The organism is Clostridioides sp. ES-S-0005-03 (assembly GCF_020658455.1).
GTDB lineage: Bacteria > Bacillota > Clostridia > Peptostreptococcales > Peptostreptococcaceae > Clostridioides.
This window is the reverse complement of the sequence record NZ_JACVWI010000001.1, coordinates 489,424-513,027: the sequence shown is the minus strand read 5'-3', so window position 1 is coordinate 513,027 and position 23,604 is coordinate 489,424. Positions and strand designations below refer to the sequence as shown.

General features: G+C 28.0%; 25 protein-coding genes and 1 other annotated feature. Of the genes, 11 read left to right on the top strand and 14 right to left on the bottom strand.

Annotation, left to right across the window (positions count from 1 at the left end; translation table 11 throughout):
- The first annotated feature begins 24 nt into the window (after nt 1-24).
- From IC218_RS02420 to IC218_RS02410, 3 genes are read left to right on the top strand one after another with little or no spacing between them, the layout of a single operon-like run.
- A complete protein-coding gene (locus IC218_RS02420) occupies nt 25-1,257 on the top strand; it encodes an efflux RND transporter periplasmic adaptor subunit (RefSeq protein WP_227823741.1) in 1,233 nt (410 codons plus the stop codon).
- A gap of 7 nt (nt 1,258-1,264) precedes the next feature.
- Nucleotides 1,265-1,939, top strand: a complete 675-nt coding sequence (locus IC218_RS02415) for an ABC transporter ATP-binding protein (protein ID WP_227482338.1) — start codon at nt 1,265-1,267, stop codon at nt 1,937-1,939.
- A gap of 2 nt (nt 1,940-1,941) precedes the next feature.
- Nucleotides 1,942-3,177: an ABC transporter permease gene (locus IC218_RS02410; protein WP_227432912.1), complete on the top strand. Its 1,236-nt coding sequence runs from the start codon at nt 1,942-1,944 to the stop codon at nt 3,175-3,177.
- A gap of 179 nt (nt 3,178-3,356) precedes the next feature.
- Here the strand turns inward: IC218_RS02410 and IC218_RS22135 are convergent, their stop codons facing one another.
- The 5 genes from IC218_RS22135 to IC218_RS02385 form a co-directional block, all read right to left on the bottom strand.
- Nucleotides 3,357-4,352: a GNAT family N-acetyltransferase gene (locus IC218_RS22135; RefSeq protein ID WP_227432911.1), complete on the bottom strand. Its 996-nt coding sequence runs from the start codon at nt 4,350-4,352 to the stop codon at nt 3,357-3,359.
- Between the two features lie 27 nt (nt 4,353-4,379).
- The gene (locus IC218_RS02400; RefSeq protein ID WP_227432910.1) at nt 4,380-5,645 is read right to left on the bottom strand and encodes a dihydroorotase; all 1,266 of its coding nucleotides are present in this window, start codon (nt 5,643-5,645) and stop codon (nt 4,380-4,382) included.
- A gap of 52 nt (nt 5,646-5,697) precedes the next feature.
- Entirely contained in the window at nt 5,698-6,846 is a 1,149-nt protein-coding gene (locus IC218_RS02395; RefSeq protein ID WP_227432909.1) for a DUF362 domain-containing protein, read from the bottom strand.
- Between the two features lie 100 nt (nt 6,847-6,946).
- Nucleotides 6,947-7,492, bottom strand: a complete 546-nt coding sequence (locus IC218_RS02390) for an NADH peroxidase (RefSeq protein ID WP_009889371.1) — start codon at nt 7,490-7,492, stop codon at nt 6,947-6,949.
- Nucleotides 7,493-7,715: 223 nt separating this feature from the next.
- Nucleotides 7,716-8,660 carry a DMT family transporter gene (locus IC218_RS02385; protein ID WP_227432908.1) on the bottom strand — a complete coding sequence of 315 codons (945 nt, stop codon included), beginning with the start codon at nt 8,658-8,660 and terminating at the stop codon, nt 7,716-7,718.
- 370 nt (nt 8,661-9,030) lie between these two features.
- Between IC218_RS02385 and IC218_RS02380 the strand changes: the two genes are divergently transcribed.
- On the top strand, nt 9,031-9,912 hold the full coding sequence (locus tag IC218_RS02380; RefSeq protein ID WP_227482337.1) for a polysaccharide deacetylase family protein: 882 nt from the start codon (nt 9,031-9,033) through the stop codon (nt 9,910-9,912).
- Nucleotides 9,913-9,968: 56 nt separating this feature from the next.
- On the opposite strand, the gene tyrS is transcribed toward IC218_RS02380, so the two are convergent.
- A complete protein-coding gene (tyrS, locus tag IC218_RS02375; protein ID WP_227823740.1) occupies nt 9,969-11,177 on the bottom strand; it encodes a tyrosine--tRNA ligase in 1,209 nt (402 codons plus the stop codon).
- A 71-nt stretch (nt 11,178-11,248) separates the two neighbouring features.
- Nucleotides 11,249-11,501, bottom strand: a binding site (T-box leader).
- A 151-nt stretch (nt 11,502-11,652) separates the two neighbouring features.
- Nucleotides 11,653-12,621 (bottom strand): DUF2232 domain-containing protein, encoded by a 969-nt coding sequence (locus IC218_RS02370; RefSeq protein ID WP_227482336.1) that lies wholly within the window; start codon nt 12,619-12,621, stop codon nt 11,653-11,655.
- 180 nt (nt 12,622-12,801) lie between these two features.
- Between IC218_RS02370 and IC218_RS02365 the strand changes: the two genes are divergently transcribed.
- The 3 genes from IC218_RS02365 (at nt 12,802) to feoB (ending at nt 15,942) form a co-directional block, all read left to right on the top strand.
- Entirely contained in the window at nt 12,802-13,242 is a 441-nt protein-coding gene (locus tag IC218_RS02365; RefSeq protein ID WP_227432904.1) for a GNAT family N-acetyltransferase, read from the top strand.
- Nucleotides 13,243-13,568: 326 nt separating this feature from the next.
- Complete coding sequence (locus IC218_RS02360; protein ID WP_227432903.1) at nt 13,569-13,796, top strand: FeoA family protein; 228 nt, start codon at nt 13,569-13,571, stop codon at nt 13,794-13,796.
- A gap of 25 nt (nt 13,797-13,821) precedes the next feature.
- On the top strand, nt 13,822-15,942 hold the full coding sequence (feoB, locus tag IC218_RS02355; protein ID WP_227432901.1) for a ferrous iron transport protein B: 2,121 nt from the start codon (nt 13,822-13,824) through the stop codon (nt 15,940-15,942).
- A gap of 141 nt (nt 15,943-16,083) precedes the next feature.
- Here the strand turns inward: feoB and IC218_RS02350 are convergent, their stop codons facing one another.
- Nucleotides 16,084-16,902 carry a MerR family transcriptional regulator gene (locus tag IC218_RS02350; protein ID WP_227432899.1) on the bottom strand — a complete coding sequence of 273 codons (819 nt, stop codon included), beginning with the start codon at nt 16,900-16,902 and terminating at the stop codon, nt 16,084-16,086.
- Nucleotides 16,903-17,248: 346 nt separating this feature from the next.
- On the bottom strand, nt 17,249-17,473 hold the full coding sequence (locus tag IC218_RS02345) for a BlaI/MecI/CopY family transcriptional regulator (protein ID WP_227823739.1): 225 nt from the start codon (nt 17,471-17,473) through the stop codon (nt 17,249-17,251).
- A 252-nt stretch (nt 17,474-17,725) separates the two neighbouring features.
- Between IC218_RS02345 and IC218_RS02340 the strand changes: the two genes are divergently transcribed.
- The 4 genes from IC218_RS02340 to IC218_RS02325 all read left to right on the top strand — a co-directional run bounded on the left by IC218_RS02340 (nt 17,726) and on the right by IC218_RS02325 (nt 19,342).
- Nucleotides 17,726-17,959, top strand: a complete 234-nt coding sequence (locus IC218_RS02340; protein ID WP_227823738.1) for a helix-turn-helix transcriptional regulator — start codon at nt 17,726-17,728, stop codon at nt 17,957-17,959.
- The gene (locus tag IC218_RS02335; RefSeq protein WP_227432894.1) at nt 17,943-18,356 is read left to right on the top strand and encodes a hypothetical protein; all 414 of its coding nucleotides are present in this window, start codon (nt 17,943-17,945) and stop codon (nt 18,354-18,356) included. Before IC218_RS02340 ends, IC218_RS02335 begins: the two co-directional genes overlap by 17 nt.
- Nucleotides 18,357-18,445: 89 nt before the next feature.
- Complete coding sequence (locus IC218_RS02330) at nt 18,446-18,646, top strand: hypothetical protein (RefSeq protein WP_227823737.1); 201 nt, start codon at nt 18,446-18,448, stop codon at nt 18,644-18,646.
- A gap of 378 nt (nt 18,647-19,024) precedes the next feature.
- Nucleotides 19,025-19,342: a hypothetical protein gene (locus IC218_RS02325; protein ID WP_227432892.1), complete on the top strand. Its 318-nt coding sequence runs from the start codon at nt 19,025-19,027 to the stop codon at nt 19,340-19,342.
- Nucleotides 19,343-19,401: 59 nt separating this feature from the next.
- On the opposite strand, the gene IC218_RS02320 is transcribed toward IC218_RS02325, so the two are convergent.
- The 5 genes from IC218_RS02320 to IC218_RS02300 all read right to left on the bottom strand — a co-directional run bounded on the left by IC218_RS02320 (nt 19,402) and on the right by IC218_RS02300 (nt 23,221).
- Nucleotides 19,402-19,569 carry a hypothetical protein gene (locus IC218_RS02320; protein WP_227823736.1) on the bottom strand — a complete coding sequence of 56 codons (168 nt, stop codon included), beginning with the start codon at nt 19,567-19,569 and terminating at the stop codon, nt 19,402-19,404.
- Between the two features lie 6 nt (nt 19,570-19,575).
- Nucleotides 19,576-19,803, bottom strand: a complete 228-nt coding sequence (locus IC218_RS02315; protein WP_227823735.1) for a DUF2829 domain-containing protein — start codon at nt 19,801-19,803, stop codon at nt 19,576-19,578.
- 68 nt (nt 19,804-19,871) lie between these two features.
- On the bottom strand, nt 19,872-20,090 hold the full coding sequence (locus IC218_RS02310; protein ID WP_227432888.1) for a hypothetical protein: 219 nt from the start codon (nt 20,088-20,090) through the stop codon (nt 19,872-19,874).
- Nucleotides 20,091-20,734: 644 nt separating this feature from the next.
- The gene (locus IC218_RS02305; protein ID WP_227432886.1) at nt 20,735-20,884 is read right to left on the bottom strand and encodes a hypothetical protein; all 150 of its coding nucleotides are present in this window, start codon (nt 20,882-20,884) and stop codon (nt 20,735-20,737) included.
- Between the two features lie 234 nt (nt 20,885-21,118).
- Nucleotides 21,119-23,221 carry a bifunctional diguanylate cyclase/phosphodiesterase gene (locus IC218_RS02300; protein ID WP_227823734.1) on the bottom strand — a complete coding sequence of 701 codons (2,103 nt, stop codon included), beginning with the start codon at nt 23,219-23,221 and terminating at the stop codon, nt 21,119-21,121.
- Between the last annotated feature and the right edge of the window lie 383 nt (nt 23,222-23,604).

Genomic DNA, 23,604 nt, shown 5'->3' with positions numbered 1-23,604 from the left:
AGTTTTTATACAAAGGAGGAAAACATGTCTTTTCTAAAAAAATTTAAAAATAAAAAATTTAGAAATAGTAGCTTTAAGAGTAATAGCTTTAAAAATACTAGCTTTGGAAGTAATAATTTCAAAGCTAAAAATAAAGGTTTTAAAAATAATCCTTTTAAAAACAAGAGATTTAAAATCTATGCAGGAATCGTGATAATCATACTTTTAATATTAGGGGTACTTGCTTATGTCGATTCAAAAAATACTGAATTACAAACTAATGAAAACTTCATAGAAACATACACTATTCCAGAAAACGAAAAAATATTTATAAATGGTATGGTTGTTCCTAAGCAAACTAAAGACTTTAATATTTCTGGAGATTATGAGTTAAGTGATGTAAATGTTACAAATGGTCAAAAGGTAAATCAAGGAGACCTTCTTTTTACTGCTAAAAATCCAACTATAATAGCAGAAATAGATAGTCTAAAATCACAACTTAGCCAATATAAAAAACAAAAGATATCACTTGCAAATATTGATGAAAATAGAGATGCTATAGCTTCTATAAATGCACAAATAACAGCTTTAAACTCTCAGATAGCTTCTTTAGATAAGAAAGCATATGATAGAACTACTGCTCCTTTTGATGGTACTGTATACTTAAATGACCAAACTGGAAATCCAGAGCAACCAGCTTCATTTATGACTATTCAAGGTCTAGAGTTTTATATGAAGGGGCAAGCAAGTGAACAAGATTTACCTAAGATGAAAATTGACCAAATGGTTAATATATTAGTTTTCTCAACTGACCAAAATCTTACTGGTAGAATAAGTTTTATATCTGATAAGCCATCTACTCCAAGTAGCGAGATGGGAGCTCAACAAAGTACTTTATCTTATTATGATATAAACATAGCATTTGATAACCAAGAAGGGTTGACAAATGGATTCCATCTTCAAGCATCACTTGAAGTAGCTAACTCAAGCTTTAAAATACCAGCATCTTGTGTACTTAAGGATAAAAAACACTCATATGTATTTAAAGACTTAGATGGAATCTTGAAAAAACAAATTGTAGATGTTGCAAGTAAAAATAATGACTTTGCTGTAATTAGAGGCGGTCTTGAACAAGGTGATATAGTAATAAAATACCCTACTAAAGAAATGAAAGAAGGAGACCCAGTTCAAGGTGATGGTGTAACTGCTGGCTCTAATAATAATGGAGATGCTACTCCAGACAAAAATTTAAAAGAAGTTAATATGGATGTGAATTAATTTACATATGTTAATTAAATTAGAAAATATTCAAAAATATTACAAAGTAGGGAAAGATGAATTACATGTTTTAAAATCCTTAAATTTAGAAATTGAATCTGGAGAATTTGTCATGATAATGGGTAAATCTGGTAGTGGTAAAACCACTTTACTTAACATCTTAGGTTTTCTTGATGTGTTTGACGAAGGAAGATATATATTTGATGGCACAGATGTAACTAATCTCAGTGAAAATGAGCGTTCTGTTTTTAGAAATATCAATATTGGTTTTGTTTTTCAACAATTTAATTTAATAGAAACTTTAAATATATATCAAAATGTAGAGCTACCTCTAATTTACAATAAAATATTAAAAAAATCTGAAAGAGAAGAAATTGTTAAGAGCAAACTAAAATCTGTTGGGCTTTTAGATAAAATCAAACAAAAACCTCTTCAATTATCTGGTGGTCAGCAACAACGTGTAGCTATTGCACGTTGTTTGGCAAATGACCCTCAAATAATCTTTGCTGATGAACCAACTGGAGCATTGGATAGTGAAACTAGCAGGGAAATTATGGAACTTTTGACAGAACTTAATGAACAAGGCAAGACTATAATAATGGTTACACATGATCAGGATTTGACTAAGTATGCAACTAAGGTCATACGACTTAAAGATGGTGTGTTTACTTCGGAGGTGTAATCATGGGCTTATTAAAAAATTCTTTGGCTAATTTAAAGGGGCACAAGCTTCGTGTCTTTGTAGCTTTACTTTGGATTATTATAGGAATAACTTCAGTAATACTTGTTAGTTCTATAGGTAATGGATTTCAAAAAGAAATCAAGAAATCTGTAAATAACGCTAATCCTAATAAAACTACTATTTCATTTGAATCAGCTGATAACACAGGTCTTACCAATGATATGAGTATATTTTTAAAGCCATTCAATGCAAAAGATTTAGAAGAATTATCATTTGTTGAAGGTGTAGAAAGAATTGCTCCTGCAAGAGATGGATTTAATCTTGATTCAACTTATTCTTCTGAGGCATCTTTTGATAAAAAAACGACTTATGTGGAAGTTGGACCAGTAAAAAAAGATTCAAAAATAAATTTAATCTGTGGTAGAGATTTTTCCTTGGATGATGAAAAAAGAAAGGTAATTCTACTTACACAGCAAAGTGCAAGTGAAATTTTTGAAAATCCAGAAGACGCTTTAGGCCATGGTATTAATGTAAATGGAACTATATTTGAAATAATTGGAGTATTGGATGATTCTTCTAACCAACAACAAGCTGGAGGATTTTTAGGAGGTTATCAAGATATGCAATTTATAACTTCTCTTATACCTAAAAAAGCTTTTGATAGTCTAATGAGTCAAAACTCTTACTCCACTGAAATTTATCAGTTAGACTTAGTTTGTTCTAAAGGATATAATGTGAATGAAGTTGCAAACAATATTATAGCTAAACTATATGAAATGCATCCTGGTATCAATGGTTCTTATACTACACCAGACCCAACTGAACAAACAGCTTATCTTGAAAGCATCAATTCTAATGTCAATAAATATGTATCTATAATAACTGTAGTTGCAATGTTTGTTGGTGGTATTGGTGTAATGAATATAATGTATGTATCAGTTATGGAAAGACAAAGAGAGATTGGTATAAGACGTGCTATTGGTGCAAAACCTAGGTCTATATTATTTCAATTTTTAGTTGAAGCTGTTTTTATAACGGTATGTGGAGGAATTTTAGGAACTATAGTTGGATTTATTGCTACTAACTATGTTTCTAAATACATTGGATTTGAAGCAATTCCTAGCTTAAATAGCTTACTTTATGCTATTTTGGCTACTATATTAACTGGAGTTGTATTTGGTTTAATACCAGCCTTTAAAGCCTCTAAACTAGACCCTATAAAGGCAATTTATAAATAGTATTTCCATTAATAAGTTATTATTTTTAAATTGTTTTCTAAAACATGCTTAAATATTTAATGCACTATTATATATGATAGATTAAGAACTTAATCTTTTTCAAATCAAATATAATAGTGCATTGTTATTTTCAAAATTACTAATGAATTATTTGCTTTAAATATTTTTAATATTAATATCTAATCTATTATGCCTCTTATGAAATCTGTTTTGTTATCACAATAAGAGTTAACATCATACCTATAAAGTTTTGCTAGCTTCTTTTTTAAGTCAGAATATTCTTTAACCTTATCTGGATTTAGTCTCAAATACTCTCGAAATTTAATATGCTCTAAATATCCTTTCCCATCTTTAGGACATACATATAAATTATGCTCCATGAAACTAGTTGTCTCATAAGAAAATGCTTCTCTTCCTTCTACTTCTAAATTGCCTAGATGTTTATACCCTAATTTTTTTAGTTTACTGACAACATCATTTAAGTAGCTATAGTCTCCAATTATTATATCAACATCTAATCTAGGTTTTGCAGAAAGCCCTTCAACAGATGTGCTACCAACATGTTCTATTTTCAAAATCGAATTACCTAGAGTCTTTTCTAGTGTAGATTTTAATTTTTCAAACTCATACTTCCAATTTGGATTATAATCTACTATTTCAACAATTTTTGTAGTTAATCCTGTTACTTTTAATTGGTAGACATCATGTTTCATTACTTGTCCTCTATAAATCTTGTCGCACTCAGATATTTTCTTCATACCTAGTTTTTTTGCCACATTTATAGATGCTATATTTTCAGGTCTGATATCTGCTACTAAAGTATCTACATTTAAGTTTCTAATAGCATAATCTATACATATAGTAGCACCTTCTGTAGCATAACCTTGATTCCAATATTCTCTTTTTACTATATAACCTATTCCTAACCCTATGTCCTGTTTTATAAGGCCTATTTGCCCCACTACATTATCTATATACTTATCTATAACAATAAAATATCCATATCCATCATTATTATATCTCTGTATATTTCTATCAATCCATTCTGTAACTTCTTCATCAGAAAAAGCATGTTCCCATGCATACATTACTTCTGAATCTTGTAACATTTTACTTATTTCCTTAAAATCACTATGATTCATTTGTCTAATATATAATCTTTTGCTTTCAATCACTGTATTCACCACCCTTAAAACACAACCTTAAGCGTTGTATACAACTTCTCCATTACATATAGTATAATTAACTTTCCCATATAGAGATTTACCTCTAAATGGGGAATTGTCAGCTTTAGAAGCAAAATCTTCAACTATCCATTCTTCTTCAGGATTAAATATAACAATATCTGCTACTGCTCCTTCTTCTATAAAACCAACATTTAAATTGTATAGTTTTGCAGGATTTGTAGACATTTTTTCTATTAACTGCATCATACTAAGATGATTTTTATATACTAAGTTTGTTATTCCAAGAGACAACGAAGTTTCAAGCCCTATAATACCACTTGGAGCTTTTATAAACTCTCTATCTTTTTCTTCTTTACTATGAGGTGCATGGTCTGTTGCTATTATCTCAATAGTACCATCATTTAATCCTTCTATAATCTTATCTCTATCCCACTTAGTTCTTAAAGGCGGATTCATTTTTGCATTTGTTCCAAACTCTAATACATCTTCCTCAGTCAGTGTAAAGTGATGTGGTGAAGCTTCTGCAACTACGTTTGCTCCAAGATATTTTGCAAATCTAACCATATCAACAGAAACCCCAGAACTTATATGTTGTATATCAATCTTAGCACCAGTTTTTAGTGCTAACATGCAATCTCTAGCAACCATTACATCTTCTGCTACATTCGATGCACCTTTTAGACCAAGCTCTGAAGCTATCTTTCCTGCATTTACGCCAGGATTTCCAACTAAAGAAGGGTCTTCTTCATGAAAACTAAGTGGTACATCTAACTCTTTTGCCTTAATCATTGCTTCCATAATTAGACTGCTATCCATTAAAGGTAATCCATCATCAGTAAATCCTGGAACTCCAGCCTTTTTAAGATTTTCCATATCCACTAACTCTTTACCTTCAAAACCTTTTGTTATAGCTGCTGCTTGTAAAACATTTATACATGCATTTTTTGCTTTTTCCTTCACATAGTTAAAAGTATCTTCATTATCTACAATTGGGTCAGTATTTGCCATACATATAACGGTTGTAAATCCACCTCTAGCTGCAGATTTAGCTCCACTATCTATATCTTCTTTATATGTAAATCCTGGGTCTCTAAAATGTACATGTACATCTACTAATCCAGGTGCAACTATATTCCCACTAGCATCTATTATTTTTTCAAATTCATCATTTTCATCAAAATTACCTATTTTATAGATTTTATTTTCTTTTATAATTAAATCTATTTTCTCATCTCTTTGACTCTTAGGGTCTATCACTCTACCATTTTTAATTAAAATCATGTTATTTCTCCTTTATAATTTTCATTTATATAGACTCATATAATATTATACATTATTTTACATACTTAAATACAAAATTACGTTTGACATCAATAGCCTTTTTAGGACAAAGTTCATGACAACAGTAACATCTTATACATTTATTTAAATCTATAAGAGCACCTCTATTCCCTATCTCTATGGTATTTGCAGGACAAGCTTCCTTGCACTTTCCACATTTTATACAATCCTTAAATCTAACCACTGGCTTTGGTGTTATAAGTTTTGAAATAGGTTCATTTAAAAATTTTGGCAATTTTACAGAAAATAGCCTTAAATCTTTACTTACAATTGGTACCTTATAATCTTTTATAATTAAATCCTTTATATCTTCTCCTACAATCTCAATATCTAAAAAGTCTTCTTTTATATACTCTCTTTTAATAGCCCCTCTAATTGTAGCAACTTTATTTGGAAGCAAACCTATAATCTTACATGCAACAACATCTATAGCATATGGATTTTGTGATGCTAATAAAACACCTATTTCTTTAGGGTTTCCTGCTGAAGGACCATCCCCTTCCATCCCTACAATTCCATCCATAATTGTCAGTGTCGGATTTACATAATCACAAATATCTAAAAGTACATTTTCACAAAATAATTCCTCTGTAGGAAATCTATAATGTATTTCTGCTTTTTTTAATCCAGCTATACATCCATATAAGTTTTTTGTTCCACCAGTAAAAGTTGCCATCACATGTGTTTTTAATTTACAAAGATTTATTACATAATCAGCATCTATTACTGGTTTAATAATATCCATATATTTAAGAGCATGCGCTTTTTCACTATGTATCTTAACATCTGAAACATCATAATTTAATTTGATACCTAAATCATTTGCTACCTTTTCAATTCCAGATGTCTTATATATACTTTTAAGAGAGGCTTGATTATATGGTCCACCAGGACTATCTGCTACTACTACATCACAGTTTAATTCTAAAAGCTTTTCGCATACAACCCTTACTACCATAGGATGAGTAGTTGTAGCTTCTTCAGGCTTTTTTTTCATCAGTAGATTTGGTTTTACAAGTACTTTACTTCCTTCTTTTACAAACTTGTTAAGCCCTCCAATGTCATCTAAAATTTTTTCAATAGAAAATCTTACATTTTCATACTCATAATTTTTACAGCTTCTAACAGATACCGATTTCATATTATCTTCACCCTTTTATTACAAAGATTTTTTTATATTTTTTGTATAATTTAAAAAAGGAGAAACCAAAGTTTCTCCTTTTAATCTATGTTTTTAATTATTATTTTCCAAAATGTCTATTTAATAATCCTAAGAATGCTTTACCATGTCTAGCTTCATCTTTACACATTTCATGTACTGTATCATGTATAGCATCTAATCCTAATTCTTTAGCTCTCTTAGCTAATTTTAATTTTCCATCAGTTGCACCATATTCAGCGTCAACTCTAACTCTTAAGTTTTCTTTTGTATCTGCAACTACAACTTCTCCAAGAAGTTCTGCAAATTTAGCAGCATGTTCAGCTTCTTCAAAAGCTATTCTCTTATATGCTTCTGCTACTTCTGGATATCCTTCTCTATCAGCTTGTCTACTCATTGCTAAATACATTCCTACTTCTGTACATTCACCAGTAAAGTTAGCTCTTAATCCTTCGATTATTTCTGCATCCACACCTTGAGCTACTCCTATTCTATGTTCGTCAGCCCAAACCATTTCACCTTTCATTTCTTCGAATTTATCAGCTCCAACTTTACATACTGGACATTGTGCTGGTGCAGCATCTCCTTCATGTATATATCCACATACTGTACAAACAAATTTTTTCATAATTAAATTCCTCCCAATTTTATATTAATTAAATTTTTATTTTAAAGTTTAATAACTTGCTACAAGAATATATATACCCCATGTACTATAGTTTAAACACTAAAAATAAAATTTATTTCCTAATTAATTTTATCACTTTGAAACATTGGTATCAACTAAGTTTTGATGTCAAATTTCTACATAATATATACTTTATTTGATTAATTAGGAAACAATTGTCTATTTAAATACTTTCTAGTGAAGAATCTTTTGACTCTTTAAGTTCTACTTTTTTACTTTTTAAAAATGATAATTTAGTTTCTGCTGTTATAATTGCACCAAATATCAATATACTACCAATAACTAATTTGGCTGTAATAGGTTCTTTTAAAATTATTATAGAAAATATAGTCCCAAATATAGCTTCAGTAGATAGTATTATGGCTGTTCTAGTTCCATCAACTCTCTTTTGACATATAGTTTGGAATAAAAACCCTATTGAAGTACTAAATATAGCTAAATATATAGTTCCCATATATCCAGACAATTCAGCTTCCATTTTCAACTGTCCTGCAAATGTCTGAACTACTAAAGACAGTAAAAATGCTACAGTAAATTGAATAGCTGTTAATGCCATTGGATTGTTATCTTTAGCAAATTCGCTAGTAAAGAATATATGAAATGCAAATCCAAATGAACATATAAGTGTTAAAAAATCTCCAAAATTAACAGAGAAATCAGCCTCTAAAGAAAGTATACCTATACCTACAAGAGCTACTAAACTACTTATTAATCCTATTTTATCTAGTTTTCTTCTATAAAGTATAAATCCTATGAATGGAACTATTACAACATTTGCTGCTGTTATAAATGCATTTTTAGATGGTGTAGTGTACATAAGTCCAATGGTTTGTACTGTAAAGGCTAAAAATAAAAATATTCCTAAAAGCCCTCCTGCTTTTAATAAATGCTTTCCCATATTGGCACGAATTTGTTTAAAAAATAATAAATTCATAATTACAGCTGCCAAGAAAAATCTTATAGTTATTATTTGTAGAGGTGTAAGCCCACCGTCTAGTGCAAATTGGGTTGCTACAAAGCCACTTCCCCATATAATTGCTATGAATATTAGTCCTATTTCTCCAAAGTATTTTTTCAATAAAGCCCCCTCCTTTTTATTTTTTTGCAAAATTATAAACCCCCTAAACAGCAAGAGAGTTTTTCTATAAGCATTACTATAAATTTATATAGTTATAGTAAATTTTTTCAGTATTTTAAATCTAGATTTATATCCACTATTTAACATTAATATATTAATCATTTTTTGTAAACACCTTTTTAATAAATTTTTACCTTTTTTATATTTTTTTTACTTATATTAAATTTTTTTATAGATAATTTCAATATCTAGGATACTTTAATATTATGCAAATAATGTTGTATAAGTTACACTTTAGTTATTTTAGTTACAACTTTGTCGGTTTACTTTTTCTACTTTCTTCGATATAATTATAATATATTTTTGATACAATTCGACAAAAAGGGGGAATGTTGAAATCATGGTAAAAAAAAGAAAAAAGAAAACTATGGCACTTACTATAATTGTTGTAATAGTTATTGGTATTTTTTCTATGGCATGGGCGGATATGTCCAAGAAAAGAGAAATTAAAGAAACTCAAGAAAAGCTTAAAGCTGAAAAATTAGAAAAAGAAAGAATTGAAAAAGAAAAAAATGAGCCTATCATTGGTGCAAAAAAAGAAGCTGCAAAAGAATATGGATATGACGCAAAATTAGTTTGGGATAAACTTAACAAATACGACTATTCAAATAATGGAGAAAAAATAGTATTCCTTACATTCGATGATGGACCATCTACTACTAATACTCCACAAGTCCTAGATATCTTAAAAAGACACGATGTTAAAGGAACTTTCTTTATTAAGGGGGATTCTCTTGAACGAAAAGGTGCCAATGAAATTTTAAAAAGAACATTTGATGAGGGAAATGCAATAGCTCATCACTCATATTCTCATGACTACAAAAAACTATACCCTGGCAGAAGCCTAAATCTTGATACATTTGTAAATGAACTTAATAAAACAGATGAAGCCATGAAAAAAGTTCTAGGAAAGAATTTTTCATCACATGTAGTTAGATGCCCAGGTGGATATATGTCATGGAAAAATATGGAACCTTTAGGTAACTACTTAAAAGAAAAAAATATGGCATCAATAGACTGGAATGCTCTAAATGCTGATGCAGAAGGTAAAAAGAAAAATGCTCAAGAGTTATTTGAACATGCAAAGAAATCTTCTGAAGGTAAAGAAATAGTTGTACTTTTAATGCATGATACTTATGGAAAGCAAGAAACAGTAAATGCACTAGACCAAATTATAACATATTTTAAAGATAATGGTTACCAATTTAAAACCTTAATATAATAAAAAAGCAAGTTCATTGATTATACTTTTATATAACCAACGAACTTGCTTTTATTTTACTTTACTAACTCTATTTTTACAAATTTTTTCTTTCCTATTTGAACAACAAGTTCGCTTTCTTTAGCAACTTTACTCAAATCTTCCACTTTCTCACCATTTATTTTTACTCCACCTTGAGATGCTAATCTTCTAACTTCACTCTTACTTTTAACAATCTCATTAGAAACTAATACTTCAATTAAATCAAATTCTTCTTGTTTAACTTGAATTGTTTGTATATCTTCAGGTATTTGACCTTTTTGGAATACAGATTTAAACCTTTCCTCAGCTTCTTTAGCAGCTTCTTCTCCATGGTATAAAGTTACTATTTCTCTTGCTAGATTCATTTTTATATCTCTTGGATTTACTGAACCATCTTTTAACTGAGTTTCAATTTTATTAACTTCATCAGGATGAACATCAGTTACTAAATTATAGTATTTAACTATAAGTTCATCAGGAATCTCCATAGATTTTTGGTACATTATTCCAGCTTCTTCATCTATTCCAATATAGTTACCTAAACTCTTACTCATTTTTTCTTTTCCATCTAAACCTTCTATTAAAGGCATCATTATTACTATTTGAGATTCCATACCAAATTCTCTTTGTAAAGATCTTCCCATTAATAAGTTAAATCTTTGGTCAGTTCCACCAAGCTCTATATCAGCTTCTAATGCTATTGAATCATATGCTTGCATCAATGGATAGAAAAATTCATGCACTGATATTGGCATTTGTCCTTCATATCTCTTCTTAAAATCTTCTCTTTCCAACATTCTCGCAACAGTAATAGTTGCAGCTAATTTTATTACATCTTCAAAGTTTAATTTAGCTAGCCATTCACTATTAAATCTTACAATAGTTTTTTCTTTATCTAAAACTTTAAATATTTGTTCTTGATAAGTTTTTGCATTTTCAAGAACTTGCTCTGTTGTTAAAGCTTTTCTAGCTTTAGATTTTCCAGTTGGGTCTCCAATTTTACCTGTAAAATCTCCAATTATAATTACTATTTGATGACCTAAATCTTGTAATTGTTTCATCTTTCTAAGAACTACTGTATGACCTAAGTGTATATCTGGAGCACTTGGATCTAACCCCAATTTTACTATCATAGGTTTTCCTTCTTTTTCTGATTTAATAAGTTTTTCTCTTAGCTCTTTTTCGTCTATTAAGTCGTCTACACCTTTCATAATGATTCGCATTTGCTCGTCTATTGATTTCATTTTCATTCCTCCTAAAATATTTATATAATCTATGATTTTTATTTTTATAATAAAAAAAGCTCTCATCCTATTAAAAGGACGAAAGCATTGCTTACGTGTTACCACCTTAGTTCACTAATATCTCACGATATTAATCTCTGTAGAGTATAATTTGTTTACTCATGTACTATAACGTGTACTATTCCGATATCTCTTAGTGGTTGTTATCTTTCAGAGATATTGCTCCAAGATGTATTCAAACTAAATCAATTTATTCCATTTCACCAAACTGGAACTCTCTGTTAAATAAAATTCAGCTCTACTTCTTCTCTTCACAGCACTTATATATTCAGATTATTTCATCAATTACAAGAAATTTTTCTTAACTTACTCATAATATATTATTATTTTTACATTTTGTCAACCTTTTTTATTATTATATACATGTTTTTTTACATTATACTACTTTTTTATATTTTTTACCAATGCATAAAGTTTATTTTTCAATTAAAATATTTATTTGTTTATCGACAATATTAATTTGAGTCAATCTTATATTCATTTTCTTATTTAAAAATGCATTTATAATTATTAATCCCATAACAGTTATCTTAAACATTAGAAATAAAGATATAACTACTATCAAAAAAGAAATTCTAGCGTATGCTACTTTTCCAAATTTAGTTATTATAAAATTTTGTAGTGACATACAGGAATCTCTAATAACAAAATACATACACAAATATCCAATTGATATAAAAATTGTTTTTAAGTAAACTAACTCAGTTTTAATATTTAATATATTTGTAACTTCAAAAATAGTTAAATAAAACACACACATATAAAAAACTTTCTTTGAGCAACATAAAAATTGATTTAAAAATCTAAAACTCTTAAACACTAGAAACTTTTTTAATGCATTAGAGTTTAAAATATGTAATTTATGTCCCATAATCAAACTTAAAAAGTATATACAAAAAACCATTCCAAAAGGAAACAGTGCTATCAGTAAGTAAAAAATAGAATCTGAGTATTCATTAAAATAAATCAATTTACTATATCCCTGAAATTCTCTCATAAAACTGTATCCTATTAATGCTGAAGCATATATATCAATAAAAACCATTATAATGACTCCAATAATTGAACCATATACTAAATCATCCATAACTGTTGATGATTTACTTATCAAATAACCACATATTATACCAAGTAATACACTCTGACTTGCCCAAATAGCAGTTCCCAAATTTCCAAGCACCAAGGAAATTATTAAAAGAGATATAACTCCAGATAAAACAGTATACTTTAAATCACACTTTAAACATATTATACAAAAAAATATTGGCACTATAAAATCTAAATAAATGGCATATCCAAACCCAGTCCCTACAGCTATAATTGTTATTACTATAAATAAAGACGACAATAAAGCCGCTTCAGTTAATTTTTTGGTAGTATTCAAAACAACTTCCTCCACAAACCATAATTTTTCTAACTAATATTTTGTTTTTAATACAGTATAACACTTTTTTAAAATATTTTTAACACATACCTATTTTAATAAAAGTATTACTGTTAAAAATTATAAAATGGTATAATATATCTTAATATTTGGTTTTAATATACTTAGGAGGTAATTATTATGTTTAAAATAAAACACTTTAATGATTTAAGTCTAAATGAGTTTTACGAAATAGCAAAGTCAAGATATGAAGTATTTGCATGCGAACAGAGGATATTTTCATTAAATGATTATGATGATGTAGACAAAAACTCTTATCATATATTTTTAGAAGAGAATGGGTTGATTTGTGCTTATGCCAGAATAATCCCTAAAAAATATAGCTCTTATAATGATGTTTCTATTGGTAGGGTTTTAGTTCTTTCTACTCATCGAAAAAAGGGCTTGGCAAAGAAAATGATGGACTGTGCTATAGACTTTATAAAGGTTAATTTGCATGAAAATAATATAACCTTATCAGCACAGGCTTACATAAAAAATCTTTACTTATCTTGTGGTTTTAAAGAAATTTCAGAAGTGTATGATGAAGCAGGTATTGAACATATTAAAATGAGATTATAGTGTTGACAAGCTAACATTGTTAATATATAATTAAATCATAAATTAAATATTGAATTGATATCTAGGTATTTGAAAATACCTTATATAAGTCAGAAGGCTTTTGCGCTTTCTGACTTTTTTATTATCAAAATTCAATAATTATATAGATTCAAAATGTTAATTTTTATTCTATATTCTACTTTCCCCAAAAGTAAGAATTATACCCAACTTTGTGATAGGCATATTGCCTATCTTTTTTTTGCAAAAAGTAACAAGGTAATAGCATAGTGCATAGTTTAAAATAAGAAGATTAGCTCAGGCTAAATTTCATGCATGGAGGTGCTACTATGAAAAACCTTAATGATATTCAAGTGAAAAAAACTGTTAAAGTTGAAGATATATTATCTAGTGGTAATTTAAGAGAGAGAATGTTAGCGCTTGGTCTTACTAGAGGAGCTGTTATAGATGTAGTTAGAAAAGGACCAAAAAATAATTTAACTGTCTACAACATCAGAGGTAGCAAGATAGCTCTACGACAAGAAGAAAGTAGACTAATATTAGTTTCTGACATTTAAAATTTTCTAGCAGGAGGATATTAATATGGGTTTAACACACAACTCAACTAAAATGAATTCTTTAAAAGACATGTTTGATATAGATAACAAGGAAGACCAGTTTGTAATTGCACTAGCTGGTAATCCAAATACAGGTAAAAGTACTGTATTTAATCATCTTACTGGACTTAGACAACACACTGGAAATTGGCCAGGAAAAACTGTAGCTACAGCTCGTGGTAATTTCAAATATCAAAATACAGAGTATGCATTAATAGATTTACCAGGAACATATTCTCTATTTGCTTTGTCACAAGAAGAGGTTGTAGCTCGTGATTTTATATGCTTTGGTAATCCAGATGCAGTAATAGTAGTGTGTGATGCTACATGTCTTGAAAGAAATTTAAATTTAGTTTTTCAAGTAATGGAACTCACAGATAAAGTCATTTTGTGTATAAATTTGATAGATGAAGCTAGAAAAAAAGGTATTAATATTAATAAAGATTTCTTAGAGGAATCTCTTGGAATTCCAGTTGTTTTAACTGCTGCAAGAAATGGTTCTGGTATGGGTGAACTATTAGAAATTTTAAATGATGTATCTTTTGATAGATACAAGTTTAATAATAAGCCAGTAAAATACAGCGAAAATATAGAAAACACAGTAAAATCAATTCAACCAGAGTTAGATGATATCATGCCAAATATAAATTCTAGGTGGTTGGGTCTTAGACTTATTGATGGCGATGAAAGTATTTTTGAATCTATGAGTAATTATATAGATAAAGATTCTATAGATGCTATTAACGAAGTAAAGAAAAAAGTTCCAAATGATATAAACAAACAGAAGACTAGAGATGAATTTACTAAAATCAATTATGATTATGCTAAAAAATTAAGTGATAAGTGTTGTTCTAATAATGCTAAAAAACCAACAGATAGAGAAGAAAAAGTAGATAAAATATTAACATCTAAAATATTTGGACTTCCAATAATGCTCTTATTATTAGGTACTATACTGTGGATTACTATAGAAGGTGCTAACTATCCATCCACTTTATTATCTAATTTATTACTTGGATTTGAACCAAGTATTTCAAATATATTAAATAGCATTAATTGTCCATTGTGGTTAAATGATATGTTAGTATTAGGATTATATAGAACTTTAGCATGGGTAATTTCTGTAATGTTACCTCCTATGGCAATCTTTTTTCCATTATTCACATTACTTGAGGATTTTGGATATTTGCCAAGAGTTGCATTTAATTTAGACCATCTATTTAAAAAAGCATGTGCTCATGGTAAACAGTGCCTGACTATGTGTATGGGATTTGGATGTAATGCTGCTGGAGTTATTGGTTGTAGAATAATTGACTCTCCAAGAGAAAGACTTATTGCTATACTTACAAATAACTTTGTACCTTGTAATGGTCGTTTTCCTACTTTAATAGCCATATCTACAATATTTTTTAGCTCTGTTGTAACTAGCTCTTTTGTATCTAGTATAGCAACTGCATTTTGTATAACCTTATTAATAATTTTAGGAGTTATAATAACATTGTTGGTTTCTTATACTCTTTCCAAAACATTATTAAAAGGAGTTCCTTCTACATTTACATTAGAACTTCCTCCTTATAGAGTTCCTCAAATAGGTAGAACTTTATATACTTCTATAATAGATAGAACAATATTTGTTTTAGGAAGAGCTGTAATGGTGGCTATACCTGCTGGTGTAATAACTTGGATATTTGCAAATATCTATATAGGAGATTTGAGCATATTATCACATGTTGCAAACTTTTTAGACCCTTTAGCTAAGCTAATTGGCCTAGATGGCTTCATATTAATGGCTTTTATTCTTGGTTTTCCAGCAAATGAGATAGTTGTACCTATACTTTTAATGGCTTATCTAGCAACTGGTTCTATGATAGAATTAGATAGCTTTAGTGCTCTAGGTCAAGTTCTTAGAGAACATGGTTGGACTTATTTAACAGCTTTAAATGTTATGTTATTTAGCTTACTTCATTGGCCTTGTGCAACAACACTTTTAACTATAAAAAGAGAAACTGGAAGTTTAAAATGGACTGCCTTAGGATTTTTAATGCCTACTGTACTTGCTTTTGTTGTTTGTTTTTTAACAACTTTTGTTTATAATTTATTTGTATAATTAGCATTTAGTTAACATTAAACTTTATCCTATAAGTATTATTTAAAAATTCATATACTTTATTATTAAAATAGAGGTATATTCAGGTGATAAGTAAAATTACTTATCACGTGAATATACCTCTATTTTAATTTTTAATTCTTATATAGATATTTGAATTGAAATCTCAGTCATATAATTTTCTTCATTATTTTCGCAAAAAAAGTCAAGTATACTTTCTTCATATGAATTACCAATAATTTTATAGTTATTATCGTATATATATTTTTTTAATTTTTCATAGGACTTATATGAGTCTTCATATCTCCCAATATGCTTTATACACACATACATTCCTTCTGGCTTTATATATAGCTTTTTATCTTTTATTTTTTTATCTATTTTTAAATAAAAACTTGATATACTTAAATATTCTCCATTTTTTATATTTTCATTACTTACTATTGCTCCTAGTTCATACCCCTGATACAGATTTTTTGACTTACAGTAATTTGTAAAATCAATCAATTCCATCATAAAATTGCCATCATTTATACTACTCAAATCACTTGATAATACTAAGTATTCTTCACATCTATTGGATATATAAATTTCTTCATTATATATCTTAGAAATACCTTCAACTGTAGTATTTATCCGGTTTTGTATTTTAGAACTTATTTGTTTTAATTTTTTTATTTTCTCTTTTATCTTTTTTTCTTCTTCTTTAAGCATTTCTACACAATGTTGAGGGCTTCTATTTTTTATATATTCTTTTATCTCTTCTAAACTCATGCCTATTTCTCTTAATGATTGTAATATATCTAATGTATCGTACTGATATACTGAATAATATCTATAATTGTTTTTATCTTTATATTCAGGTGAAAAAATCCCTATTTTATCATAAAAAATCAACGTCTGCTTAGAAACACCACATAGTTTTGCAAATTCACCTGTAGTAAAATACTGTTTTTCCAAGGTTTGTACACTCCTTTTCGCTTTGTTGTCTATATAGTTACTATATCCTTTAGTATTTACTAAATCAAGTAGTTATTATTTAATAAAATCAATATTTTTTTAATTTTAAAGGTCAAATGTCAGTTAGATATCAGTAAAATATTTTACCCACAATTTTATATAACTTTTCCATATTTTATCCATATCAATAAAAAAGTAGCACTTATATTAGTAGCTACCTTTTACTCTATTAATCTTCATCTTTCCAAGTTTTTATCCATTCTCATATCTCTGTTATTTTGTCTTCTGTTATTTCCTCTTTATGTAGCTTTGAAATTATTTCTGATAAAGGATTGTTATGTAAACCTCAAAAAATTCTTTTTCTTTCTAATTTCAAATATTCTTTTTCTTTCACTAATACTGTATAGTGTACATGTCTTCTAATTCTCTGAGATATTAAAAAACCTTTTTTAGTTAGTCTTGCTAAGATTGTAATTGTAGTTGTATGTTTCCACCCATAGTTTTCATCCATTTCATCTGCAACATCTTTTGATATTACAGTTTTGTATCCCGAATTCCAAATAAATTTCATGAGTTTTCATTCTGCATCTGGTAATTTTTTATTTAGCATAATATATTCCTTCTTTCTATATAACATAAAATCTAACTTAAACTAATAGTAGGAACTTTTTAATACAAAAACTACAGGTAAAATTTACAATATATTCTACTTTTTTAGTTTATTTTTATCTTTTCTCTAAAAGAAATTGACATTTTACTCTTTTTAGGATATTATGAAGCTAACTTCACATGAAGTTAGCTTCATATAGAGAGAGGGTATGGAATGAAAACAAAAGTGCGAGAATTTCGAACAAATATGAGTTTAACACAGCAACAACTTGCTGATTTAGTCCATGTATCAAACAGAACAATTATTTCTATTGAAAAAGAGCAATATAGTCCTTCTCTTATGCTTGCCTATCGTATGGCACAAGTGTTTGGTACAACTATTGAAGAACTATGTTGTTTAAAAGAAAATAGAGAAATGGAGGACAAAAAACATGAAAGTAAAGAATAGACGAGGTTTTATAGTAGCTGTTATAGCTTCTATGTTATGCTGTGCTAGCATAGTTATTTACTGCATTTTAAAAGAACAAAGATTCCTAATTTCATCATTCCTTTTAATTACAATAGCAATCTTTAATTTTTACAATGCTTTTTCAAAAAAAGGCATTGTTGAAGAATTACAAGATAATGCAGATGAAAGAGACTTATACTTAACAATGAAAACAAGTCATATATTAGTTAAAATTATGAATTATACATTATGTGCTTTTACATTTCTTTTCATCATAGCTTATAGTGCATGGAAAAATCAATCACTTCTAGTTATAGCTATAACACTATGTGTCATTGAGATTTTTTTATTTGTTGCATATTTGCTTATAAATATACTTTTAGATAAAAAAGAGTAAATACAAGTTTATTAAAAACACAAGTTAATGTAACTATTTTAGAGGCTAATATATGTTTAATTTTTTTATAAATATGAGAGGTGATATAAGTGCGTTTTAAAACTTACATACTAAAAAGAACTCTAAACAACAATCAACTAGAAATAACTCGAAGTTTTGACTTAGATAATCTAATTTTTACTGCAACAGAAATATTAGAAGAAAATGAGATTGATTTGATAATTATTGATGAAGTAAATAATATTGTTTGGAAAAATGAAAAAAGCACTCCCCGACATGAGAATGCTTAGTTATAACTATAGAAGTGTATTGGCAGTACACTTCTATTTTTTTATTATATCATATGATTTAGGTTGTTAAAAAGACCTATTTAAATCAATTTTAAAGTGTGTTGAGTAATGTTCTTAATAGTTCATATATATTAATGAATTCAAAAAAAATAAGCACTCTTTTGCAGAAGTGCTTTTAGTGTAATTAATGAAACTTTGTAATACAATTATAACATGTCTTATGTTTTAGTATGATAGTTTTTGTTCGTTTTATTATTAAAACTTTTACTATAATTTTATTCCCTTTGTTAATATTTGTAATTTTTTAGACACTCTTTATGTTTATACTACTGATATACTTTGATTAAGAAAATAAATCTAAATGGAGGTATCTCTACTATGAATTCTTGGAACATTATATTTTTAAGTTATGGAGTAACATTTACAATAGTAGTTACTGTAGGATATTTAATCAAGGGTAAAACTAATTATTGTAAGAAAAAATATTTAGATAAATTAGAATTAAAATATGGGAATATAGATAGAGAAAAAGCTACTAAACTAGAAATATTTTATCACTATTTAATAGGTTTAGAATATATAATCATGGGTTTATTAACAAGAAGACTTGATACTGCAATAATATCAGTAATATTAGTGTCTATCATAACAATAATATCCTATTATTTAATTAGGAAAAGATATATTGTTTTATAAACTTTAAATTTATTAAAAAAGAAGGTAACAACTATTTCCAGTTGCTACCTTCTTAAGCATCAATTCTTAAGTTTTAATATACTAAAATTTTCAACTTGAGACTTGAATAACTGTTCAATCTCATAAACGTATATTGATTTTAACTGTCTTTTTATCTTGAGAAGGTCTATTGCTGGATAAATATTATTTGGATAAAAACTCTTATCATTTATTAACATCTTATCCATCCCTTATCATTCTCCTCTTATTGCTTCCCAATCCTCTGCAAATATATCACTTACGCTTGGAACCCATGTATTAAAAGAATTCAATGTGTTTTTTATTACAAAGAATGGATAAATTTCTGAAAACTCATAACTTCCGCCTTTATCCATTTGCACATACATTCCTTTCCCATTCCAACATAATCTAAATGCTTTTTCTTCATTTTTTATTAGTGGTAATACTTCTTCAAATTTCATAATTCATTCTCCTTTTCAATCTATTATATAAAAAAAGACCATCTACAAAGATAGCCTTTTAACTTATTCTATTTTTTTATATTCTTTATTCTCTTTATCTGCCAATCCTCATCAGTATTTTCCATTATGTATGTTCTAACTATTTCACCACAATCCAAACATAAATCAGAATATACGGTTGCTACTCCTAGTAAACTATATCTTAATCCAACATTACCAGCATTTCCTTTTCCTCCCCATTTAATATTTTTTTGAATTTTCTCACTAGCACAGTTAGGACATTTCATGTTTATACCTCTCAAAATTATCATATATTTTATGTACAAGTATGTATATTTGAATTCATTTAGTGTCTATACAATCTTTGATTTACTTATATATTACCAAAAGTTTGTGTACTGAATATGAACTGCATTAGAAGAATTTTAGAATTTAAAAAGACTAAACTTACCCAAACTTAGTCTTTTTAAGGTGGAATTACATATTATGTCTCAAGTTCTATGAATCGAACCTAGATTAAACACCAGTACCTGTATAATGAGTGAAGTTACCAAGTCCCACCCGATTTTTAGACTTTGAACTAAGATACAAAATTGTATGAGATTTTAATCTCAATTCAAATACTTAATATAGTGTATTAATAGATTTTGAACACAATTAGAATTGAACTAGCATCATCAATCATATTACTAGCTTTATTAGCTTTTCCTGCTTTGACACTATCATAGCTTATACCTTTTGTTAAATCTCCAGTGAGCTACAAATAGTTCAATTGATAGCAGCTATCACATACATAAATTACTGCAAAATTTATATAATTATATCATATTATATAAATATTTTTTTTGAATAATTGTATCAATTTGTGGTATAATAAAAAACAAGAAGAACTACAATCTATTGTCAGTAGAGTGGAGTTCGTAATTTAAAATTACTCATTTTTACGGAATGTGATTTTTAAATCAAATTCCCAACCACTCTTAGTTGCCGCTTCGAGTGGTTTTTTACATTTTCCAAATAGTTTGTTAACTATAAAACTGGCAACTAAACGTTCTAGTACACCTCGTAAAAAAATATCCATGCACAATTCACCTCCCTTCTTAACGTTGGGAGGATATTCTTTACGCATGAACCTCACTCTTTAGATTGTAGACTGCTTCTTCTTGTTAACCCTATTATAGCATATATATTTACATAATCTACCTATATTTTACTTTTTCTTTATTTTTATCTAAGGTTAAATGTCAGTTAAAATTAAAATATATTTACTTGCTAGATTATATAAGTAAATGTGAAATTGAAAATTTGATTAGTATTAGATATCTAATTTTAAAATAGCTAAAATTTCTCTTGCTGTTTGCGGCTTTCCAAAAAAATATCCCTGTATGTAATCTGGTTTCATTTGCTTAACTAAATCATACTCCTCCTGTGTTTCTACTCCTTCTAAACACACTCTTATGCCTACATCATGACAAATTGCAACAATAAATCGTATGAATGTAGCATCAAACTTACTTTTTAATATGTCTTTGACAAATACTCTATCAATTTTAACTATATCTATTGGAGAAAATTTTAAAATCTCTAAAGAAGAGTACCCTGTACCAAAATCATCCATAGCAATACAAATTCCTAAACATTGTAGAATTTCAAACTTATCTTGTAAAATACTCATATTTTGTACTGTATGACTTTCTGTCAACTCTAATACAAGATTTTGATAAGGAAAACTTTCCTCAGATATAATTTTAATTACATCCTCAATAAACGTCTCCTCTAATATTTGTACAGCTGAAATATTTACGCTTACTGTAAAAAGAGGATTATAATCAATCCAATCACTACAAGTACGTAATGCCATTCGAAGTACCCATGCTCCCACATCATTTATCATGTCATTTTCTTCCAAAATCGGAATAAATTCTAAAGGAGAAATTGCTTCACCTTTTTGGTTAGTCCATCTTAAAAGTGCTTCTACACCTATTATTTTATGACTTTGCGTGTCTACTTGTGGCTGAAATCTAAGACTAAATCCTCGAAAATTATCATTAATTGATGCTTTCAACTCCCACATCATTTCCAATGAATGCATTTTATTTTTCAAGATTTTTTCAGAGAAAAAAACAAGTTTATTCTTTCCATGTTCTTTAGCATACTGTAAAGAATAGCTAGCATATTTATAAAGTTCTTTTACTGTATCTCCATGCTTTGGATATATAGCACATCCAGTAGAAATTGTTATATTTAATCCATATTTTCTCCACAAGTGAAGATGTATAATCAAATTCTGTATTTGTTCATATAGAATTCGAATGTCATTTTCTTCAACATTATCAACAAGAATTCCCATTTCATCACCATCAAGTTTATAAAGTTCAGCATTACCTGGCAAAATAGATTTTATAGATTGTGCTAAAGTTTTTATTATGTTATCTCCAAAGGCTCTATCATACATCTCATTAACATTCTTAAAGTCATCAATATTTAGTAGCATTATGCATAATTTTTCAATCATGGGATTTGAAAGTTTTTCTTCAAATACACTCATAAACTCATAGTAGTTCAATAACTGTGTTAATGGGTCAATCTTATTTTGTTTACCTAACTGCGTCATAATTCCTGCAAAAATACTTGGCTCTCCAAATTCATCACGCATTAATTGGCCTTTACACTTTAACCATATATATTCTCCACTACGATTTTTAGCTCTAAATTCAACTGTATGATAATCCATATAATCTTTACCTATTTCCATATTTGACTTATAAAAACGATTCCAGTCCTCTGGGTGTACAATTTTTTTCCAATATTCAAGTGGATTTTCCACAATTTCTCCTGGTAAATCAAATAATTCAACTTGTGATGGTGAATATCGAAATACTCCTGTTTTGAAGTTACATATATATATATATTCATCTGTACCTCTAATAAGAGCATCATAAAGTAAAGTGGAATCATAATCAAATTTATCTCTTGATATATTTAAATACTCAAAGTTCTCTTTTTTTTCATCGTTATCTGATACGTGACAAAACTCATCAATCTTAAGTTGTTTGTTTAAATCTATAGAGTTTGTAATATCTATAGATTGATGTATATGAACAGTTGTCCCATCATACCATGTAATTAAACTATCATAATTCTCAAAAACTCTATTTAACTTATTACATTTTTCATACCATTTTATTGATACTCCTTTTTTATTGCTCGCTAGTAATTCTGAAATCTTACAACAACTGCAAGGAATATTTTTTTCGGGATATAATACTTCCCAACAGACTTTTCCTTCTGGAACTAAAATACTGTATTCTTCTTTCATATTTTCATTCATAAAAATAATTTTATTAGTATGAATATCTGTAATATATATATTAGTCTTTATCTGATTTAATATAATTTCAATGTTATGTCTGTTCATATACATGCCTCCTTCATTGTTACTATTACTTATAACAACATTTCCAAAATTATTTTTTATTACAGAGGATTGCTTAATCATTTATATATACACATTAAATAGCTTAATTTACTGGGGAAATTTATCACTTCATATTCTAAATTATAGTTGATAAAAAAAAATACATCAATATCCTATTTACCAATTTAAATGATATATAAAAAATCTATTTGATAATGGATTTGCCCAATATCTTACTTGGTTTCTTATTCATGAACATATAACAAAACAGCTATCCAGTTTTGCAATTATAACAACCAGTTTTGCATACCCACTTGTAAAATTTTTCTAGCCAATATATCATACTATATAGGTTATCAAATGAAATAATACATGCTATTTAC

Bases quoted from the DNA above. Each gene is read 5' to 3' on its own strand.
- IC218_RS02420 (WP_227823741.1), top strand. From the start codon at position 25: ATGTCTTTTCTAAAAAAATTTAAAAATAAAAAATTTAGAAATAGTAGC.
- IC218_RS02415 (WP_227482338.1), top strand. From the start codon at position 1,265: ATGTTAATTAAATTAGAAAATATTCAAAAATATTACAAAGTAGGGAAA.
- IC218_RS02410 (WP_227432912.1), top strand. From the start codon at position 1,942: ATGGGCTTATTAAAAAATTCTTTGGCTAATTTAAAGGGGCACAAGCTT.
- IC218_RS02400 (WP_227432910.1), bottom strand. From the start codon at position 5,645: ATGATTTTAATTAAAAATGGTAGAGTGATAGACCCTAAGAGTCAAAGA.
- IC218_RS02395 (WP_227432909.1), bottom strand. From the start codon at position 6,846: ATGAAATCGGTATCTGTTAGAAGCTGTAAAAATTATGAGTATGAAAAT.
- IC218_RS02390 (WP_009889371.1), bottom strand. From the start codon at position 7,492: ATGAAAAAATTTGTTTGTACAGTATGTGGATATATACATGAAGGAGAT.
- IC218_RS02380 (WP_227482337.1), top strand. From the start codon at position 9,031: ATGGTAAAAAAAAGAAAAAAGAAAACTATGGCACTTACTATAATTGTT.
- tyrS (WP_227823740.1), bottom strand. From the start codon at position 11,177: ATGAAATCAATAGACGAGCAAATGCGAATCATTATGAAAGGTGTAGAC.
- IC218_RS02365 (WP_227432904.1), top strand. From the start codon at position 12,802: ATGTTTAAAATAAAACACTTTAATGATTTAAGTCTAAATGAGTTTTAC.
- IC218_RS02360 (WP_227432903.1), top strand. From the start codon at position 13,569: ATGAAAAACCTTAATGATATTCAAGTGAAAAAAACTGTTAAAGTTGAA.
- feoB (WP_227432901.1), top strand. From the start codon at position 13,822: ATGGGTTTAACACACAACTCAACTAAAATGAATTCTTTAAAAGACATG.
- IC218_RS02345 (WP_227823739.1), bottom strand. From the start codon at position 17,473: ATGAAATTTATTTGGAATTCGGGATACAAAACTGTAATATCAAAAGAT.
- IC218_RS02340 (WP_227823738.1), top strand. From the start codon at position 17,726: ATGAAAACAAAAGTGCGAGAATTTCGAACAAATATGAGTTTAACACAG.
- IC218_RS02335 (WP_227432894.1), top strand. From the start codon at position 17,943: ATGAAAGTAAAGAATAGACGAGGTTTTATAGTAGCTGTTATAGCTTCT.
- IC218_RS02325 (WP_227432892.1), top strand. From the start codon at position 19,025: ATGAATTCTTGGAACATTATATTTTTAAGTTATGGAGTAACATTTACA.
- IC218_RS02320 (WP_227823736.1), bottom strand. From the start codon at position 19,569: ATGGATAAGATGTTAATAAATGATAAGAGTTTTTATCCAAATAATATT.
- IC218_RS02315 (WP_227823735.1), bottom strand. From the start codon at position 19,803: ATGAAATTTGAAGAAGTATTACCACTAATAAAAAATGAAGAAAAAGCA.
- IC218_RS02310 (WP_227432888.1), bottom strand. From the start codon at position 20,090: ATGAAATGTCCTAACTGTGCTAGTGAGAAAATTCAAAAAAATATTAAA.
- IC218_RS02305 (WP_227432886.1), bottom strand. From the start codon at position 20,884: ATGGATATTTTTTTACGAGGTGTACTAGAACGTTTAGTTGCCAGTTTT.
- IC218_RS02300 (WP_227823734.1), bottom strand. From the start codon at position 23,221: ATGAACAGACATAACATTGAAATTATATTAAATCAGATAAAGACTAAT.